Below are 18,816 nucleotides of genomic sequence, written 5' to 3' on the forward strand. Positions count from 1 at the left end.
TCGGACATCCAGCGTAATCCGCAGGACAGTTATTCCATGAGTTCCACTACCAGGCAGGTAACCCGTGTCCTTTAACCACTACTACCAAAGCGAACTCACCGCACTGCGCCAGTTGGGCCGCCGTTTCGCCGAGCGTAGTCCCGCGTTGGCGCCGTTCCTGGGCCAGGCCGGGCGGGATCCGGATGTGGAGCGGTTGCTGGAAGGCTTTGCGTTCCTCACCGGGCGGCTGCGGCAGAAGCTCGATGACGAGCTGCCGGAGCTCAGCCATTCGCTGATGCAGCTGCTGTGGCCGAACTACATGCGCCCGCTGCCGGCGTTCAGCATTTTGCAGTTTGATCCACTGAAGCGTTCCGGGCCGGCGCTGGTGGTCGAGCGCGATACGCCGATCGAAAGCAAACCGATCGAAGACGTGCGTTGCCGCTTCCGCACCTGCTACCCGACGGAAGTCCTGCCGTTGGACTTGGCCGCGCTGAACTACTCGGTGAAGGGCGACGGCTCGCTGCTCAGCCTGCGTCTGGAAATGAGCGCCGACGGTCACCTCGGTGAGCTGGAACTGAGCAAACTGCGCCTGCACTTTGCCGGCGAGCGCTACATCAGCCAGATGCTGTATCTGAGCCTGCTGCGCAACCTGGAAGGCATTGAGCTGATCCCGCTCGACGGCGCCGGCAAGCCAATCGATGGCGTGACGGGCAAGCCGATGGCGTTCAAGATTCCCGGTGACCGGGTCAAGCCGGTGGGCTTTGCCGAAGAAGAAGCGTTGATCCCGTATCCGCTGAACACCTTCCGTGGCTATCGCTATCTGCAGGAATACTTCGCCTTCCAGGACAAGTTCCTGTTCGTCGACGTCAACGGTCTGGACATCCTCAAGGCGCTGCCGGAAGACACCCTCAAGCAGATGCGCGGCCTCGAGCTGCGTTTCGATATCCGCAAGAGCGGGATCATGCGCATGCGGCCGACCCTGGATAACGTGAAGCTGTTCTGCACGCCGATTGCCAACCTGTTCGCGCATGACGCGCTGCCGATCCGACTCGATGGCAAACAGGATGAATACCTGCTGCTGCCGGCGGAATACGATCTGGAAAACTGCGGTGTGTTCTCGGTGGAAACCGTGACCGGCTGGAAGCCCGGCGGCCTCGGTTATCAGGAGTACGTGCCGTTCGAATCCTTCGAGCATGACCCGAGTTTCGACGTGCCCAACAGCCGTCCGCATTACAGCATCCGCCAGCGTTCATCGTTGCTGCATGACGGCCTCGACACCTACCTGAGCTTCGGCATCCGCCACACCGAAGCCCACGAAACCCTGTCGATCGAGTTGATCTGCACCAACCAGAACCTGCCGCGCAAGCTCAAGCTCGGCGACATCTGCATGGCCTGTGAAGAGACCCCGGAGTTCCTGAGTTTCCGTAACATCACCCCGGCCACGTCGAGCTTTGCGCCGCCGCTGAACCGTGACTTCCTGTGGAAGCTGATCAGCAACATGTCGCTCAACTATCTGTCGCTGGCCGACGTCAACGCGTTGAAGGTGATTCTCGAAACCTACGACCTGCCGCGCTACTACGACCAGCACGCGGAAAAGGTCAGCAAACGCCTGCTCGGCGGCCTCAAGCACATCAAGCACCACCACGTCGACCGGCTGCACCGTGGCTTGCCGGTGCGCGGTCTGCGCACCGAACTGACCATCGACCCCGAAGGGTATATCGGCGAAGGCGACCTGTTCGTTTTCGCTTCGGTTCTTAACGAGTTTTTCGCGCTTTACGCCAGTCTCAATTCGTACCACGAGCTGCGGGTAAAAAGCACACAGGGAGAGGTGTACCAATGGACACCACGTATGGGCCTGCAGCCCCTGCTTTAAGCGGGCTGACCAAGGTAATACGCGAGTACTCGCTGTTTCAGGCCGTGCTGCTGGTGATCGACCGGCTGCGCGAGGCGCACCCGTACCTGAGCGAAGACGATCTGTACGATCAAGTGGAGTTCCAGGCCAACCCGAGCCTGGGCTTTCCGCGCAGCGACGTCGATCGCGTGGAGTTTTTCGAAGAGCACGGGCAGATGCGCGCGCGCATGCGTTTCAACCTGATCGGGCTGGTCGGCTCCGGTTCGCCGCTGCCGGCGTTTTACGGCGAGCAGGCGCTCGGCGACAGCGAGGACGGCAACCCGACGCGCAACTTCCTCGACCTGTTCCACCATCGCCTGCAACGACTGATGCTGCCGATCTGGCGCAAGTACCGCTATCGCGCCAGCTTCCAGAGCGGCGCGATTGACCCGTTTTCGTCGCAGCTGTTCGCGCTGATCGGTCTGGGTGGCGACGAGATCCGCAAGGCCAAGGAACTGAACTGGAAACGCCTGCTGCCATACCTCGGTCTGCTCAGCTTGCGCGCGCACTCGGCGGCGCTGATCGAAGCCGTGCTGCGTTACTACTTCAAGCACGAAGACCTGGTCATCGAGCAGTGCATTGAGCGCCGCGTGGAGATCCTCGACGAGCAGCGCAACCGCCTCGGTCGCGCCAACAGCCTGCTCGGTGAAGACCTGGTGCTGGGCGAGCAGGTGCGCGACCGCAGCGGCAAATTCCGCATTCACATCACCGAACTCGACTGGGAGCGATTCCACGAATTCCTGCCAATCGGTTTCGGTTACCAGCCGCTGTGCGCGCTGGTGCGGTTCACCCTGCGTGACCCGCTCGATTACGACATTCGCCTGGTGCTGCGCCCGGAAGAAATCCGCGAACTGCGCATTGGTGAAAAGAACGACTGTCGCCTGGGATGGACCAGTTGGCTGGGCTGCGAAAAAGCAGACGGCGTGGTCACCCTGGGCAGCAAAATTCATTAAGGACGTGAGCCATGATCAACGTAGACCTGCAACAACTCATCCAGGCGCTGGACGCCGAAACCCGTCGCGATCTGGAGCGTTCGGCCGAACGTTGCGTGGCCCGTGGCGGCAGCAAGATCCTCGTCGAAGACCTGCTGCTGGGTTTGCTGGAACGACCAAACGGCTTGCTGTCGCGCGCCTTGCAGGATGCGGATGTCGATGCCGGTGAACTGAGCGCCGCACTGCAATCTCGCGTTGAACACAGCGCCTCGCGCAACCCGGTGTTCGCCCCGGAACTGGTGCAGTGGCTGCAAGACGCGCTGCTGGTGGCCAACCTCGAACTGGGCCAGACCCAGGTCGAAGACGCCGCGCTGATCCTCGCGCTGCTGCGCAACCCGATGCGCTACGCCGGCAGCCGTTATCAGCCGTTGCTCGCCAAACTGAACATCGATCGCTTGAAGGAATTTGCCCTGTCGCAACAGGAGCAACCGGCCGCCAACGGCAAGCCGGCGGCGCAGGGCGAATCGCTGCTGCAGCGTTTCACCCACAACCTGACCCAGCAGGCCCGCGACGGCAAACTCGACCCGGTGCTGTGCCGCGATGGCGCGATTCGGCAGATGGTCGACATCCTCGCCCGTCGCCGCAAGAACAACCCGATCGTGGTCGGCGAGGCTGGCGTGGGTAAGACCGCCATCGTCGAAGGCCTGGCCTCGCGCATCGCTGCCGGTGAAGTGCCGCAGGTGCTCAAGGGCGTCGAGCTGCTGTCGCTGGACATGGGCCTGCTGCAGGCTGGCGCCAGCGTCAAAGGTGAGTTCGAGCGTCGCCTCAAAGGCGTGATCGACGAAGTCAAAGCCTCGCCGAAACCGATCATCCTGTTCATCGACGAAGCCCACACCCTGATCGGCGCGGGCGGCAATGCTGGTGGTTCCGACGCGGCCAACCTGCTGAAACCGGCTCTGGCCCGTGGTGAACTGCGCACCATCGCCGCTACCACTTGGGCCGAGTACAAGAAATATTTCGAGAAGGATCCGGCGCTGGCTCGGCGTTTCCAACCGGTGCAGTTGCATGAGCCGACCGTCAGCGAAGCGGTGACCATTCTCCGCGGTCTGGCGCAAGTCTACGAAAAGAGCCACGGCATCTACCTGCGGGATGACGCGGTGGTCTCCGCTGCCGAGTTGTCCGCCCGCTATCTGGCCGGTCGCCAACTGCCGGACAAAGCTGTCGACGTGCTCGACACCGCGTGTGCCCGCGTGCGCATCAGCCTCGCCGCCGCCCCGGAAAGCCTCGAACGCCTGCGTGGCGAACTGGCCGAAGGTGGCCGTCAGCGTCAGGCCCTGCGTCGCGATGCCGAGGCTGGTCTGCTGATCGACCACGAAGCGTTGGATGCGCTGGAAGCGCGGCTCGACGAGGCGGAAAGCGAAATGGTCGCGCTGGAAACCCTGTGGACCGAACAGAAGCAGTTGGCCGAGCGCCTGCTGGAACTGCGCCAGCAACTGGCCAAGGCCCGCGAAGCTGCCGCTGTCGAGCCGACCGTCAGCGTTGAAGAAGACGCCGAAGGCACGGTGATCGAAACCATCGCCGCCGAGGTCGAGGAAGGCCAGAGCGTCGAAGCGCTGGAAGCCGAACTGCACCAGACCCACAGCGCCCTGACCGCTGCTCAAGTCAAAGAACGTCTGGTCAGCTTCGAAGTCTGCCCGCGTCTGGTGGCCGAAGTGATCAGCGCCTGGACCGGTGTGCCGCTGGCGCAACTGGCCCGCGAACACAACGCCAAAGTCGCGAGTTTCGCCACCGACCTGCGCACGCGCATCCGTGGTCAGGAACAAGCCGTGCACGCACTGGACCGCTCGATGCGCGCCACAGCAGCAGGTCTTAACAAACCTGATGCACCGGTCGGCGTGTTCCTGCTGGTCGGCCCGAGCGGCGTCGGCAAGACCGAAACCGCGCTGGCCCTGGCTGACCTGCTGTACGGCGGCGACCGTTTCATCACTACCATCAACATGTCCGAATTCCAGGAGAAGCACACCGTATCGCGTCTGATCGGTGCGCCACCGGGCTACGTCGGTTACGGCGAGGGCGGCATGCTCACCGAAGCAGTGCGCCAGAAGCCGTACTCGGTGGTGCTGCTCGATGAAGTCGAGAAGGCCGATCCGGACGTGCTCAACCTGTTCTACCAAATCTTCGACAAGGGCGTGGCCAACGACGGCGAAGGTCGCGAGATCGACTTCCGCAACACCTTGATCCTGATGACCTCGAACCTCGGTAGCGACAAGATCAGCGACCTCTGCGAAAACGGCGCCCGCCCGACCGCCGAGCTGCTCGAAGAGACCATTCGCCCGGTGCTGAGCAAACACTTCAAACCGGCGCTGCTGGCGCGGATGAAAGTGGTGCCGTACTACCCGGTGGGCGGCCCGGTGCTGCGCGAGCTGATCGAGATCAAACTCGGTCGTCTCGGCGAGCGCCTCAACCGCCGTCAGCTGGATTTCAGCTGGTGCCAGAACCTCGTCGATCATCTGTCCGAGCGCTGCACGCAAAGCGAAAGCGGCGCGCGCCTGATCGACCATCTGCTCGATCAGCATGTGCTGCCGTTGGTAGCCGACCGCCTGCTCGATGCGATGGCCACCGGTGAAAGCCTCAAGCGTGTGCATGCCACGCTCGATGGCAACGCCAGCGTGACGTGCGAGTTCGCCTGAGGTGGGTGTGATGTTCACTCAAGTGCCGCAGCCACTGGTCTATGCCGAAGCCTTGCTGGCGCAGTTCGCCAGCCTGTCGCGCGCGGCGGACGGTGCTGCGCTGCTAGGTGACTTCGTGCGTGGTCTGGCCGAGCTGAGCGGGTGCGAATTGACCCAGCTGTACCTGCTCGACGCCACCCACACCTGCCTGGGGATGAACGCCGAATGCCTCGACGGCGCGCTGCAACCGCGCGCCGCCACCAGCCTGCCGGCGGACTACAACGGTGAGCAGCTGCTGCAGTTCGCCCTGTGCCAGAACCGCGTGGTGTGCCTGGACGATCTCGGCGCCAGCCTGCACGAAACCAGTTTCCTGCCGGCCACCGCTGGTGCTTGGCAATCGCTGCTGTGCGTGCCGCTGGTCAATCAGCAGAAGGCGGTTGAAGGCCTGCTGCTGTGCGCCAGTCGTCGTCACGTCGACCTGCAAGGCTTTGCCGATTCGCTCGGCCAGCTCGGCTCGTTCGTCCTCGGTCAATTGCATTTGCTGCAGCGTCTGCGCCAGCCGCCGGCAGAGTCGTCCACGGTGGCGCGCAGTGTGCCGAGCATCAACGGCTATGGCCTGATCGGCAAAAGCGCCGCCATGCGCCAGACCCACTCGTTGATCAGCAAAGTCCTGCACAGCCCGTACACCGTGCTGCTGCGCGGCGAGACCGGCACCGGCAAGGAAGTCGTCGCCCGCGCGATTCACGATTGCGGCCCGCGTCGCTCTCAGGCGTTCATCGTGCAGAACTGCGCAGCAGTCCCGGAAAACCTGCTGGAAAGCGAGCTGTTCGGCTATCGCAAAGGCGCCTTCACCGGCGCTGACCGTGACCGCGCGGGGCTGTTCGATGCGGCCAACGGTGGCACGCTGTTGCTCGACGAGATCGGCGACATGCCGCTGTCGCTGCAAGCGAAGATTCTGCGGGTTTTGCAGGAGGGCGAGATTCGTCCGCTGGGTTCCAACGACACGCACAAGATCGATGTGCGCATCATCGCCGCGACCCACCGCGATCTGTCGACGCTGGTCAGCGAAGGCAAATTCCGCGAGGACTTGTATTACCGCCTCGCGCAGTTCCCGATCGAGCTGCCGGCCCTGCGTCAGCGCGAAGGCGACATCCTCGAACTGGCTCAGCACTTCGCCGAGAAGACCTGCGCGTATTTGCAGCGTGATCCGGTGCGCTGGTCGAGCGCGGCGCTGGAGCACCTGTCCGGTTACACCTTCCCCGGCAACGTGCGCGAACTCAAGGCACTGGTCGAACGCGCGGTGCTGTTGTGCGAGGGCGGCGAATTGCTGGCCGAGCATTTCTCCCTGCGCATGGAGCCGATGCCCGAAGACCACAGCGGCCTGAATCTGCGCGAGCGCCTGGAAAAAGTCGAACGCACGTTGTTGCTCGACTGCCTGCGCAAGAACGACGGCAACCAGACCCTCGCCGCCCGCGAACTGGGCCTGCCGCGCCGCACCCTGCTGTACCGCCTCGGGCGGTTGAATATCAATTTGGGTGACTTCGATGGTTGACGTGAAATTGATCGCTGCGTCGAGCCGTATTCCTGTGGCCAATGATTTGCTTGGGGCTTGCAGATTACCTGTGGCGAGGGAGCTTGCTCCCGCTCGGCTGCGCAGCAGTCGCGACCCGCAGAGCCCGGTTTCCCTGATGCAGCGCAGCGTCTGGTTTCGGGGCCGCTTCGCAGCCCGGCGGGAGCAAGCTCCCTCGCCACAGAGGATCGGTATATCCCTTGTGATGGCTCGAAGGCCCCGATGTAGAGCCTTCGAGACTACCCAAAGAATTAATTTCAGCGCCGCCCGCAAGGGTCGGCGCTTTGTGCTTTGTCTACCCCTGGAGACCCTCTGATGTCTGTTCGTCACTGGCACGCTGTCCTGCTGACCCTCGTCGTTCTATGCGGCCTTGGCGGCTGTAGCGGCAATTACAAATTCAACGACAACGACTATCGCCCGTTGGGTGATCCGCAAGCGGTCAATCGCGGCAAGTGACCGCAAGGAGCATCAAACATGGAACTGGTTTTCGAAATGCTGAACACCAAGCAGTTCGTGCCCACCGAGTTGTGCCAGAAGACCTTCAAACAGGCCGGCGGCGTGATCGGGCGGGGCGAGGACTGCGACTGGATCATTCCTGACCGCAAGCGGCATCTGTCCAATCACCACGCGATTGTCAGCTACCGCGAAGGCACGTTTTTCCTCACCGACACCAGCAGCAACGGCGTCCAGGACGGCGGCAGCGGCGCACGCCTGCACAAGGGCGAACCGGTGCGCATCGAGCACGGCAGCACCTACGTGCTCGGTGACTTCGAGATTCGTGCGCGGCTGGTGCGTGACCCGGCGACCTTCGACGGTGAAGTCGGCCGTCCGCGTGCCGCCGGCAGCATCATTCCGGACGACGCCTTCCTCGATCTTGATCCACTGAACGCGATCGAACAGCAAGAGCGCGTCTATTCGGAAATCGACGAACTGTTGGCCCCGACCGCCAAGCCCGAGGACTCCCGTCAGCGTGCCGACTATGCGCGTATCGACATGGAAAGCCTGATGGTGCCGGAGCTGATCGCCCCGGTTGAGCCCGAGCCAGCTCCGGCCCCGAAAGCCGTCGAGCGTCAGAGCGAAGGTTTCTGGGAGCATTTCGGCGCGGCGCTGGGCGTGGATCTCAAAGGCCTTGATCACGACGCCCGCGAAGCCTTGGCGCTGAATGCCGCGCGTCTGCTGCGCCAGAGCATCGGCGGTTTGCAGCAGAGCCTGCGCACCCGTTCGGAGCTGAAGAACGAACTGCGTCTGGCCCAGACCACCGTGCAAGGCACCAACAAGAACCCGCTGAAATTCGCCGTCGATCCGAGCGAAGCGCTGGAGATTCTGTTGCAGCCGCACAAGCCAGGGCACCTGCCGGCCGAGCAGGCGATCTCCCGTGCATTCCGCGATCTGCAAGCGCATCAGGTCGCGCTGCTCACCGCCAGCCGCGCCGCCGTGCGCGGCACGCTGGAGCACTTCTCGCCAGAGCAGTTGACCCTGCGTTTCGAGCGCGACAACAAGCCGTTGATCGCCACCTCGGGCGGACGCTGGAGAGCGTTCGGCCGCTACCACCAGGCCCTGCGTCAGGACGATGACTGGAGCGAGCGTCTGCTGGCCCGCGACTTCGCCCAGGCCTACGAAGAACAGATCCGCCTGATCTCCACCCTCCACACCGACCACCAAGGATGATGCGCATGTCTCGCCGCTCGACCGCTTTTTTCAAGACGCTGACTGCGCTCACCGTGCTGGTGCTGCTCGCCGGTTGCTCGTCGCTGTCGCCGTACTCGAAAGTGACCAAGATCAATCTGAAGCTGACCGGCAGCGATCAGCTCAACCCGGACCTCAACGGCCGTCCTTCGCCGATCGTCGTGCGCCTGTTCGAACTCAAGCACCCGGTGACTTTCGAGAACGCTGATTTCTTCAGCCTCTACGAGCGCGCCAAGGAATCCCTCAACCCGGATCTGGTGGCCAGCGAAGAACTCGAACTGCGCCCGGGTGAAACCGTGGAAATGAAACTCAGCGTGGAGGAGGGCAGCCGCTACGTCGGCGTTCTCGCCGCCTACCGCGATCTGCCGGAAACCAAGTGGCGCTACACCGTTCAGGTCACCCCGCTGGAGCTGACCGAGGCCGATCTGACCCTCGATCAGGCCGGTATCCGCAACACCCATGAAGCGCTCGCCAAGGCGGATGACTGAACATGAATACCCATAAAGTCATTTGGCAGGAAGGCATGTTGCTGCGGCCGCAGCACTTCCAGCACAACGATCGCTACTACGATCACCAGATGAAAACCCGCACCCAGTTGCTGGGTGGCTACACCTGGGGTTTCCTCAATCTGGAGATCGACCTGCAGTTCCTCAACATGGGCAAACTGGTGATCAGTGCCGCGTCGGGGATCCTGCCGGACGGCAGCCTCTTCGAACTCGGCGGCAACACCGAGCCGCTGGCGCTGGACGTACCGCCGAACACCGGCAACACGCCGATTTACCTGGCGCTGCCGTTGGTCACCGGTAACCACATCGAGGCGCGCCGTCCGGAGCAGTCCGACGTGCTCGCGCGTTACACCGCGTACGACGCCGAAGTGGCCGACTCCAACGCCGGCGACGATTCCGCCAGTCAGGTCAGCTGTGGTCGCCCGGATTTCAAACTGTTGCTCGGCGAGCAGCAGAGCGATCAGGCCTACGTGAAGTTGAAGATCTGCGACGTGCTCGACACCACGCCGGACGGCGTGATCAGCCTCGACCCGGATTTCGTGCCGACCTACATCCAGGCCCACGCGTCCAGCTATCTGCTGTCGTGCCTCAAAGAAGTCATCAGCATGCTCAACCACCGTGGCGACACGATCGCCGAGCGGATTCGGTCCAACGGCAAGGTCGGCGGTGCGGAAGTCGGCGACTTCATGATGCTGCAACTGATCAACCGTACCGAACTGCTGCTGCGCCACTACCTCGGTCTGGAGCAGGTGCATCCGGAAGAGTTGTACCGCACGCTGCTGACCATGCTCGGCGATCTGGCGACCTTCTCCAGCGACAGCAAGCGCCCGCGTCTGGACAGCCGCTATTCCCACGCCGATCAGGGCGCGAGCTTCCGCAAACTGATGGAAGCGATTCGTCAGGTGCTGTCGATGGTGCTGGAACAGCACGCCATCGAACTGATCCTGCAAGCGCGTCAGTACGGCATCATCGTGTCGCCGTTGCACGACCACAAACTGCTCGGCTCGGCATCGTTCGTGCTGGCGGCAAGTGCCAACTGCGACTCCGAAGAACTGCGCCACCGCTTGCCGGCGCACCTCAAGGTCGGCCCGGTGGAGCGTATCCGCCAACTGGTCAACCTGCACCTGCCGGGGATCAAGGTCAAACCGTTGCCGGTGGCCCCGCGGCAGATCGCGTTCCACTCGAACAAAACCTACTTCATCCTCGAACTCAGTTCCGAAGACCTGGCGCAACTCGAGCGCTCCGGCGGCTTCGCGTTCCACGTGTCCGGCGAATTCGCCGAGCTTGAACTGAAATTCTGGGCCATCAGGAACTGACCGCCATGATCAAGGAAACGGATTACAACCAGGACGACAAAACCGTCCTGCTCGATCGTCAGGGCCACGGACCGGCAGCCAGTCCGCTGACCGACTTCGCCGCGCCGCCGCGCTTCGAGCAACTGGAAGAACGGATGATCTACGCCGCGCGCCTGCGCCCGGCGGAGGCGTTCAACATCAGCCTCAATTCGCTGGTGGCGGCGTCCTCCGAACTGCTCTCGGAAGTGGTGCGCCTCAAGCACAGCGAAACCCGCGAAGACCTCTACGCGCTCAACGAGCGCTTGACCGCCGGGCTCAAACTGTTCGAAGTGCGCGCCCTGCACAACGGCGCCGAAAGCAGCCAGGTGATGGCCGCGCGTTACGTGCTCTGCACCGTGGTCGACGAAGCTGTGGTGACCACGCCGTGGGGCAACGAAAGCGAGTGGTCGCAGATGAGCCTGCTCAGCAGCTTCCATAACGAGACGTTCGGTGGCGAGAAGTTCTTTCAGCTGCTTGATCGGCTGTCGAAGAACCCGGTCAAGCACCTGCCGATGCTTGAGCTGATGTACCTGTGCCTGTCCCTCGGTTTCGAGGGCAAGTACCGCGTGCAGGCCCGTGGCATGCTCGAACTCGAAGGCATCCGCGACGCCCTGTACCGGCAGATCCGTCAGTTGCGTGGCGACGTGCCGCGTGAATTGTCGCCGCACTGGGAAGGCCTCAACGACCAGCGCCGCAACCTGGTGCGCATCGTGCCGGCGTGGATGGTGGTGCTGTTCACGCTGGTCTGCCTGGTGGTGATGTATTCGGGCTTCGCCTGGGTCCTGGGCGAGCAGCGCGACACCGTTCTGCAACCTTATCAGCCGCTTGATCCGGCCGCGGTGCAACCGCAGTCGCAGCCGTAAACAGGGACGTGTGATGAAAAAGTTTTTCAAGAAAGTCGGCGCCTTCCTGCGCCAGACCTGGGTCTGGACTCTGCTGCTGGTGCTGTTCGTGGCGCTGCTGGTGTGGTTCGTCGGCCCATTGTTGGCGGTGGATGACTACAAGTTCTGGGAAAGCGCGACCTCGCGTCTGCTGACCATCGCCGTGTTGTTCCTGATCTGGGGCCTGACTATGGTCTTCGTCAGCTGGCGCGCGGGCATCCGCAAGAAAGCCGTCGAAGAAACCGAAGATGGCCAGGATCGCATCCGTCGTGACGAGCTGATCGAAGAAGAGCAGAAAGAGTTGAAGGCGCGCTTCAAGGACGCGCTGAAAACCCTGAAGACTTCGAGCCTGTATCGCGGCCGCAGCGAACGCTGGCGCAACGACTTGCCGTGGTACCTGCTGATCGGTCCGCAGGCCTCCGGCAAGACCAGCCTGCTGGACTTCTCCGGGCTGGAATTCCCGATCAACAAGATCGACCGCAAGCTGACCCGTGACACCCTCGGCACCCGGCATTGCGACTGGTACTTCGCCGATCACGGTGTGCTGATCGACACCGCCGGGCGCTACACCACCCAGCCGGACGCGGAAGTCGACGGCAATGCCTGGACCACCTTGCTCGAACTGCTGCGCAAGCGTCGTCGCGGGCGTCCGTTGAACGGTGTGCTGGTAACCATTCCGGTGGAATCGCTGATCGGTGGCAGCGAGCAGGACATCGACACCCTGGCGCGCCAGGTGCGCGGTCGTCTGCAAGACGTCTATCAGAAACTGCACGTCGACGTGCCGGTGTATCTGGTACTGAGCAAGGCGGACAAGCTGCTCGGTTTTGACGAGTTCTTCGATCAACTGACCCGCGAAGAAAGTGATCAGGTGCTGGGTACCAGTTTCCGCAAGGATCAGGTTGGTACCGACGTCGCGGTACTGCGCGGCGAATTCGAAGAGCTGCTGCGGCGCCTGAACAATCAGGTGATCATGCGCATGCACTCCGAGCGCGATACCCAGCGCCGTGGCCGCATCCTCGACTTCCCGCATCAACTGGGGCAGATCGGCGAGCGTCTGTGCCTGTTCGTCGACATGGCGTTCACCGGCAACCGGTATCAGCGTGCGTCGCTGCTGCGGGGTTTCTACCTGACCAGTGCTCCGCACCTGACGCAGGAAATGGACGCGACCACCGCCGGCATCGGCGCCAACCTCGGCATGAATGCCGGTGTGCTGCCGACCCTGCGCAGTGGCCGTTCGCGCTTCATCCATCATCTGTTCAGTCGGGTGATTTTCCCCGAGTCGGATCTGGCCGGCCTCGACAAGCGTGAGCGCAGCCGCATCCATTGGGGTCAGCGTGCGTTGTACGTTGGCGCACTGGCGGCATTGGCGCTGTTCGGCATGCTCTGGGCCGGTGGTTTCTCGGCCAACTATGAGCGTCTGGAAAACCTGCGCACGCTGGCGCAGAACTGGACTCAGCAGCGTTCGGCGCTGACCCCGCGTGATGACGCGATGGGCGTGCTGAAAACCCTCGACACCAGCTATGCCGCAACTCAGGTGTTCCCGAAGAAGGGCGACGTCTCGTACCACGAGCGTGGCGGTCTGTATCAGGGCGAAGACGTCAATCCGGTGGTCAAGCAAGCCTACGAACATGAGCTCGAAGCGCAATTGCTGCCACGGGTCGCGACGATGCTCGAAGGGCAGATCCGCGCCAACATGAAGGACCGCGACAAGCTGCTCAACAGCCTGCGTGCGTACCTGATGCTAAACATGAAAGACCGTCGTGACGCCGTGTGGCTCAAGGACTGGGTCGCCACTGACTGGTCGCAGCGCTACACCGGCAACACCGCGGTGCAGAATGGTCTGAACACCCACCTTGAGCGCCTGCTGAAGCAGCCGTTCATCTACCCGCTGAACGATCAACTGGTGACTCAGGCTCGTCAGGTGCTGCGCGCCGAATCGCTGGCCACCGTGGTCTACCGCATGCTCCGCGAGCAGGCGCGCAACCTGCCGGAATACCGTTTCAGCCAACACCTCGGTCCGCAGGGCTCGCTGTTTATCGGCACCGAATACGTGATCCCGGGCTTCTACACCCAGCAGGGTTATCAGCAGTACTTCTCGGTGCAGGGTTCGGCGCTGGTCACCGACATCCTGCGTGACAACTGGGTGCTGGGCGAAGGCGCGGGCATCAGCGACATGGACTTGCGTCGCCTGATGGTCGAGCTGGAGCAACTGTACTTCCGCGACTACGCCAACTACTGGAGCGAGGCCGTTGGCCAGGTGGCCTTGCCGCCGATCAGCGACGCCGGTGAAGGCGCCGAGCAACTGGCGGGCCTGACTTCGGCCAACTCGCCGGTGCTGGCATTGCTCACGGAAGTGCGCGAAAACACGCGTTTCCCGGCTGCTGCCGATCCGGTGGACGAAGCCGGTGATGCCGCCGATGCACTGGCAGGGCAGAAGGGCAAACTGGGCAAGGTCGGCAAACTGGCCTCGGCGGTCGCCGACAAGGCTTCGGCGATGGCCGTGGCGAAAAGCCTGCCGGACACCGCGAAGAAGTCGCTGCAACGCCGCTTCGAGCCGCTGCACCGTTTGCTCGATGACAACAACGGCCCGGCTGCTGACCTGACCCCGGCCATCAGCGCGCTCAACGACCTGCAACTGCAACTGTCCGGTCTGGCCCGTTCCAGCACGCCGGAACAAGCCGCGTTCGAAATGGCGAAAACCCGCATGAGCGGCCAGCGTGATGCGCTGACCAACCTGCGTGCGGCCTCGGGTCGCCTGCCGCGTCCGCTGAGCGTGTGGTTCAACGTGCTGGCCGAAGACTCGTGGCGCTTGGTGCTCAACGATGCTTACCAATACCTGAACGGCCGTTATCAGAACGAGCTGTACAGCGTGTATGGCAAAACCATCAGCAAGCGTTATCCGTTCAGCGCCAGCAGCACCAGCGACGTGGCGATCAGCGACTTCCGCGAGTTCTTCCGCGCTCAAGGCACCGTCGATCGCTTCTTCGACAGCTACATGCGTCCGTTCGTCAGCGGTGATCCGGGCAACTACCGGATGCGCAGCGTCGACGGTCACAGCCTGCCGGTGTCGAAGATGTACCTCGACCAGATGGCAGCAGCCCTGACCATTCGCCAGAGCTTCTTCTCGATCAACCCGGCCGAGCCGACCGTGCAGTTCAAACTGGAGCCATACACCCTCGATCCGGCGGTGAGCCGTTCCGAGTTCAAGTTCGGCGACAAGACCATGGAGTACCGCCACGGTCCGATCCTGCCAATGACGTTCAAGTGGCCGACCGACGCTGAAGACGGTCGCACCAGCCTGGTGATGGACAAGATGGCCGGGCGTCCGATCGGTATCGAGAAGAACTCCGGCCCATGGTCGCTGTTCCGTCTGTTCGACCTGATGCAGACCGAGTACCTGACCGGCCGCGACGTGCTGGTGCTGAAAGCCGACGTGGGTGGCCTGCGTGCCAACTACCTGCTGACCAGCCAGCGCACGCCGAACCCGTTCGACATGGGCGTGCTGCGTACCTTCCGTATGCCGGTGCAGCTCTGATGCTGGTGGCCAGTCCCTGGCGCAGCGCGGCGCGTACCGACCCGGGCAAGGTGCGGGCGCGCAACGAAGATGCCTTCCTCGACTCGCCACAGCAGGGGCTGTGGGTGGTCGCGGACGGCATGGGCGGTCATCAGGGTGGCGACATCGCCAGCCAGTTGATCGTCGCCAGCCTGGCTGAACTGCCGCAGCACGAGGACTTCGACGAGCGCCTCAAAGCCATCCGCCAGTGCCTGCACTGGCTGAACCGGCGTTTGGGGCAGGAGTTGACGGTCACCGCCGGGCGCCACGACAGCATCATGGGCAGCACCGTTGTGGCGCTGCTGGTGGAAGGCAACCGCGCGGCCTGCATCTGGGCCGGCGACAGCCGTTGTTACATGTGGCGCGGGCAGCGGCTGTATCAGCTGTCCAAAGACCATTCGCTGCAACAGCAACTGATCGACGAGCAACAGATGAGCGTCGAACAAGCGGCAGCGCACCCGGCGGCTCAGGCGTTGACCCGAGCCGTCGGTGCGGCCGAACAACTGACCCTGGATGTCCTCGAACTCGAGGTCTATCCGGGCGATGCGTTTTTGCTGTGCAGCGATGGTTTGTATCAGGGCCTGAGCAGCGATGTCCTGGGCAACGCCCTCAGCCTCAGCGCGCCGCATGTGGCGCTGGAACGTCTGTTCGACGGCGCCCTGCGTGGCGCCGCCCGGGACAACCTGACTGCCGTGGTGATCCGCCAATGACTGAAATCGAATCCTCAGTCGATGACTTGCTGATGAGCGAAGAGCAGGCCAGCAACCTGACCTACTTCGCCTTCGCCAAGGCAAACAACGCCGAGCCGTTGCTGGCGCCTACCAAGGCCAGCATCGGTGCACTGCCGGACGTACTCGCCGGCCGCTACCACCTCGAGCGTCTGCTCGGGGCGGGCGGCATGGGTGCGGTCTATCGGGCAAGGGATCTGCTGCACGAGCAGTTCGGCGATCCCGACCCTTACATTGCGCTGAAAATCCTCAGCGAAGAATTTGCCGAATCGCCGGACGCCAGTGCCTTGCTCTACAGCGAGTTCGCCCTGACCCGACGCCTGCGCCACGACAACGTCGTGCGTGCGCACACTTTTGAAGTCGACACCGACTGCCAGCGGGCCTTCATTACCATGGAATACATGCGTGGCCTGACCCTGGACAAATTGCTCTGCGAGCGGCCTCTGGGCCTGCCGTGGAAAGAAACGCGCGACATCGCGCTGCCGCTGCTCGATACGCTGGCTTATGCCCACCGTCGCGGCGTGCTGCACGGTGACATGAAACCGAGCAATGTCATGCTCAGCGAAGACGGCCTGCGCCTGTTCGACTTCGGTCTCGGTCAGGCAGACGAGGGCGTGTTGCCCGGCCTGCCGCACCTGAGCCGCGAGCGTTTCAACGCCTGGACCCCGGGCTACGCCGCCCCCGAACTGCTTGAGGGCCAACCGTTGTCGGCCAGCGCGGACGTGTACGGCGTGGCTTGCGTGATCTATGAACTGGCGAGCGGCAAACACCCGTTCCGCCGCTTGCCCTCGACCCAGGCCCGCGACGAGCACCTGGAGCTCGAGCTGCAAGCCCCGGCGAACTTACCGAAACACGGCTGGCCAGCGCTGCGAACCGCGCTGAGCTTCAATGCGGCAGAACGCACCATCACTGCCGATCAATTGCGTGACGCCTTGGGCGCCACTTCGTCCTGGCTGCAACGGTTGCGACTTCGGGCGTAACGGACGACATTCGAACAGGGAGCGCTTTATGTTCAACCCAGCTAACGAAACCCACTTCAGCCTCAAGGTCGAAGACTACGTGGGCGACCTGCAAGTGCTGTCGTTCACCGGCACCGAAGGCATCAGCCAGCCGTTTCGCTTCGACCTCGAACTGGTCAGCGAAAACCCCGATCTGGATCTGGAAAAACTCCTGCACAAGCAGGCGTTCCTCGCATTCGATCCGCAGGGCTCGGGCATTCACGGCCAGATTTACCGCGTCGCCCAGGGCGATGCCGGCAAGCGCCTGACCCGCTACAAGGTCTCGCTGGTGCCGCAACTGCAATACCTGCATCACCGCACCAATCAGCGCATTTACCAGCAGATGTCGGCGCCGAAAATCATCGCGCTGATCCTCGACGAACACGGGATCAAGGGCAACGCCTACAGCTTCCAGCTGAGCCAGCCGTGCCCGGATCGCGACTACTGCGTGCAGTACGACGAAACCGATCTGCACTTCGTCCAGCGCCTGTGCGAGGAGGAGGGTATTCACTACCACTTCCAGCACAGCGACAAGGGCCACCTGCTGGTGTTCGGCGACGACCAGACCGTGTTCCCCGACCTCGGCCAGCCGACCGCCTACATACAGGGCAGCGGCATGGTCGCTGAAGAGCCGGTGATCAAAGGCTTCAAACTGCGCCTGGAAACCCGCACCAGCCGCACCACGCGCCGCGACTACGACTTCGAAAAACCGCGCCTGCAGATGGAAGCGGCTTACAAACCGGATGGCGAGAGCACTGAACCGGATCTCGAAGACTACGACTACCCGGGCCGCTTCATCGACCGCGCGCGCGGCAAGTTCCTCAGCCAGCGCGCCCTCGAACGCCATCGCGCCGACTACCGCCAGGCCGAAGGTCGCGGCGACCAGACCAAACTGGTCAGCGGTCACTTCATGGCCATGTCCGACCACCCGCGCAGCGAGTGGAACGACCTGTGGCTGCTCACCGAAATCTTCCACGAAGGCAAACAGCCGCAAGTCCTCGAAGAAGGCGTGACCAGCGACACCACCGACAACAAGGACGACTTCCACCAGGGCTACCGCAACACCTTCCTCGCCACCCCGTGGGACGTGTTCTACCGCCCGGCCCTCGAACACCCGAAACCGCGCGTGCTCGGCAGCCAGACCGCCATGGTCACCGGCCCCAAAGGCGAAGAAATCCACTGCGACCAATACGGCCGCATCAAAGTCCAGTTCCACTGGGACCGCGAAGGCCTGGCCGACGACAAGACCAGCTGCTGGCTGCGCGTCTCCAGCTCCTGGGCCGGCGACCGCTACGGCGCCATCAGCATTCCGCGCGTCGGCATGGAAGTCCTCGTCACCTTCCTCGAAGGCGACCCCGACCAACCCCTCGTCACCGGCTGCCTGTACCACAAGGAAAACCCGGTGCCATACGCTCTGCCGGCCAACAAAACCCGCAGCGTCTTCAAAACCCTCAGCTCCCCGGGCGGCGGCGGTTATAACGAACTGCGCATCGAAGACAAAAAAGGCGCGGAGCAGATCTACATCCATGCCCAGCGCGACTGGGACGAGAACATCGAGCACGACCAGAAGATTCGGGTCGGTAACGAACGTCACGACACCGTGGTGAAGAACGCCTACACCGAGCTGAAGGCCGAAGAACACCGCACCACCATCAGCGATCGCAAGATTGAAGCGAAGCTGGATGATCACCTGACGGTTGGGCAGAACCAGCATGTGAAGCTGGGGACTGCGCAGCTCACCAGTGTGGGGAAAGAGATTCACCTTAAGGCTGGGGACAAGATTGTTATTGAGGCGGGGACGGAGCTGACCATTCTTGGGGGTGGGAGCTTTATCAAGCTGGATGGTGGTGGGGTGACGGTGGTTGGGCCGGTGGTGAAGATTAATGCGGGTGGGTCGCCGGGGAGTGGGACTGGCATCGGGATTAAGCCGCCGGTGCTGCCGGGGGCGGCAGATAAGGATAAGGCGGGGAGTTTGATGGATCAGGCGCTGTTGAATGCGTCTGAAGAGAAGATCAAACGCAAACCGAAGCGGATGCTTAATTTTTCTGGTTAAGACATCGACGGCAATCCAAGCCACCAGGGATCAGAA

At 62.8% G+C, this 18,816-nt stretch carries 13 protein-coding genes; all 13 read left to right on the plus strand.

The annotated features are described in order from the left end of the window. Window positions 1–64 precede the first annotated feature (64 nt). The gene (tssF, locus tag VLA07_RS10070) at window positions 65–1,852 is read left to right on the plus strand and encodes a type VI secretion system baseplate subunit TssF (RefSeq protein WP_333989173.1); all 1,788 of its coding nucleotides are present in this window, start codon (window positions 65–67) and stop codon (window positions 1,850–1,852) included. After that, window positions 1,816–2,823: a type VI secretion system baseplate subunit TssG gene (tssG, locus tag VLA07_RS10075; RefSeq protein WP_003229570.1), complete on the plus strand. Its 1,008-nt coding sequence runs from the start codon at window positions 1,816–1,818 to the stop codon at window positions 2,821–2,823. Before tssF ends, tssG begins: the two co-directional genes overlap by 37 nt. An 11-nt stretch (window positions 2,824–2,834) precedes the next feature. Beyond that, window positions 2,835–5,492, plus strand: coding sequence for a type VI secretion system ATPase TssH (gene tssH / locus VLA07_RS10080; protein WP_027610385.1), 2,658 nt, complete (start codon window positions 2,835–2,837; stop codon window positions 5,490–5,492). 10 nt (window positions 5,493–5,502) lie between these two features. Continuing rightward, on the plus strand, window positions 5,503–7,023 hold the full coding sequence (locus VLA07_RS10085) for a sigma-54 interaction domain-containing protein (RefSeq protein ID WP_115988608.1): 1,521 nt from the start codon (window positions 5,503–5,505) through the stop codon (window positions 7,021–7,023). Window positions 7,024–7,356: 333 nt separating this feature from the next. Further along, window positions 7,357–7,497, plus strand: coding sequence for a hypothetical protein (locus VLA07_RS10090; RefSeq protein WP_003229566.1), 141 nt, complete (start codon window positions 7,357–7,359; stop codon window positions 7,495–7,497). Between the two features lie 18 nt (window positions 7,498–7,515). After that, window positions 7,516–8,709 (plus strand): type VI secretion system-associated FHA domain protein TagH, encoded by a 1,194-nt coding sequence (tagH, locus tag VLA07_RS10095; protein WP_097089473.1) that lies wholly within the window; start codon window positions 7,516–7,518, stop codon window positions 8,707–8,709. Window positions 8,710–8,714: 5 nt separating this feature from the next. Next, complete coding sequence (gene tssJ, locus VLA07_RS10100; protein WP_007962325.1) at window positions 8,715–9,215, plus strand: type VI secretion system lipoprotein TssJ; 501 nt, start codon at window positions 8,715–8,717, stop codon at window positions 9,213–9,215. A gap of 2 nt (window positions 9,216–9,217) precedes the next feature. After that, complete coding sequence (gene tssK, locus VLA07_RS10105; protein WP_007962327.1) at window positions 9,218–10,549, plus strand: type VI secretion system baseplate subunit TssK; 1,332 nt, start codon at window positions 9,218–9,220, stop codon at window positions 10,547–10,549. 5 nt (window positions 10,550–10,554) lie between these two features. After that, the gene (gene icmH, locus VLA07_RS10110) at window positions 10,555–11,430 is read left to right on the plus strand and encodes a type IVB secretion system protein IcmH/DotU (protein WP_003229559.1); all 876 of its coding nucleotides are present in this window, start codon (window positions 10,555–10,557) and stop codon (window positions 11,428–11,430) included. 13 nt (window positions 11,431–11,443) lie between these two features. Next, on the plus strand, window positions 11,444–14,983 hold the full coding sequence (gene tssM / locus VLA07_RS10115) for a type VI secretion system membrane subunit TssM (protein WP_027610388.1): 3,540 nt from the start codon (window positions 11,444–11,446) through the stop codon (window positions 14,981–14,983). Continuing rightward, window positions 14,983–15,711: a PP2C family protein-serine/threonine phosphatase gene (locus tag VLA07_RS10120; protein ID WP_108589160.1), complete on the plus strand. Its 729-nt coding sequence runs from the start codon at window positions 14,983–14,985 to the stop codon at window positions 15,709–15,711. Before tssM ends, VLA07_RS10120 begins: the two co-directional genes overlap by 1 nt. Beyond that, entirely contained in the window at window positions 15,708–16,709 is a 1,002-nt protein-coding gene (locus VLA07_RS10125; RefSeq protein ID WP_333989177.1) for a serine/threonine-protein kinase, read from the plus strand. The genes VLA07_RS10120 and VLA07_RS10125 overlap by 4 nt, the downstream gene beginning before the upstream one ends. Before the next feature lie 28 nt (window positions 16,710–16,737). Beyond that, the gene (locus VLA07_RS10130; protein ID WP_333989179.1) at window positions 16,738–18,780 is read left to right on the plus strand and encodes a type VI secretion system Vgr family protein; all 2,043 of its coding nucleotides are present in this window, start codon (window positions 16,738–16,740) and stop codon (window positions 18,778–18,780) included. Window positions 18,781–18,816: the final 36 nt, after the last annotated feature.

The organism is Pseudomonas sp. S3(2024) (assembly GCF_036861315.1).
GTDB lineage: Bacteria > Pseudomonadota > Gammaproteobacteria > Pseudomonadales > Pseudomonadaceae > Aquipseudomonas > Aquipseudomonas putida_A.

Coding starts and splice junctions, on each gene's coding strand:
- tssG (WP_003229570.1), top strand. CDS start 1,816: ATGGACACCACGTATGGGCCTGCAGCCCCTGCTTTAAGCGGGCTGACC.
- tssH (WP_027610385.1), top strand. CDS start 2,835: ATGATCAACGTAGACCTGCAACAACTCATCCAGGCGCTGGACGCCGAA.
- VLA07_RS10085 (WP_115988608.1), top strand. CDS start 5,503: ATGTTCACTCAAGTGCCGCAGCCACTGGTCTATGCCGAAGCCTTGCTG.
- VLA07_RS10090 (WP_003229566.1), top strand. CDS start 7,357: ATGTCTGTTCGTCACTGGCACGCTGTCCTGCTGACCCTCGTCGTTCTA.
- tagH (WP_097089473.1), top strand. CDS start 7,516: ATGGAACTGGTTTTCGAAATGCTGAACACCAAGCAGTTCGTGCCCACC.
- tssJ (WP_007962325.1), top strand. CDS start 8,715: ATGTCTCGCCGCTCGACCGCTTTTTTCAAGACGCTGACTGCGCTCACC.
- tssK (WP_007962327.1), top strand. CDS start 9,218: ATGAATACCCATAAAGTCATTTGGCAGGAAGGCATGTTGCTGCGGCCG.
- icmH (WP_003229559.1), top strand. CDS start 10,555: ATGATCAAGGAAACGGATTACAACCAGGACGACAAAACCGTCCTGCTC.
- tssM (WP_027610388.1), top strand. CDS start 11,444: ATGAAAAAGTTTTTCAAGAAAGTCGGCGCCTTCCTGCGCCAGACCTGG.
- VLA07_RS10120 (WP_108589160.1), top strand. CDS start 14,983: ATGCTGGTGGCCAGTCCCTGGCGCAGCGCGGCGCGTACCGACCCGGGC.
- VLA07_RS10125 (WP_333989177.1), top strand. CDS start 15,708: ATGACTGAAATCGAATCCTCAGTCGATGACTTGCTGATGAGCGAAGAG.
- VLA07_RS10130 (WP_333989179.1), top strand. CDS start 16,738: ATGTTCAACCCAGCTAACGAAACCCACTTCAGCCTCAAGGTCGAAGAC.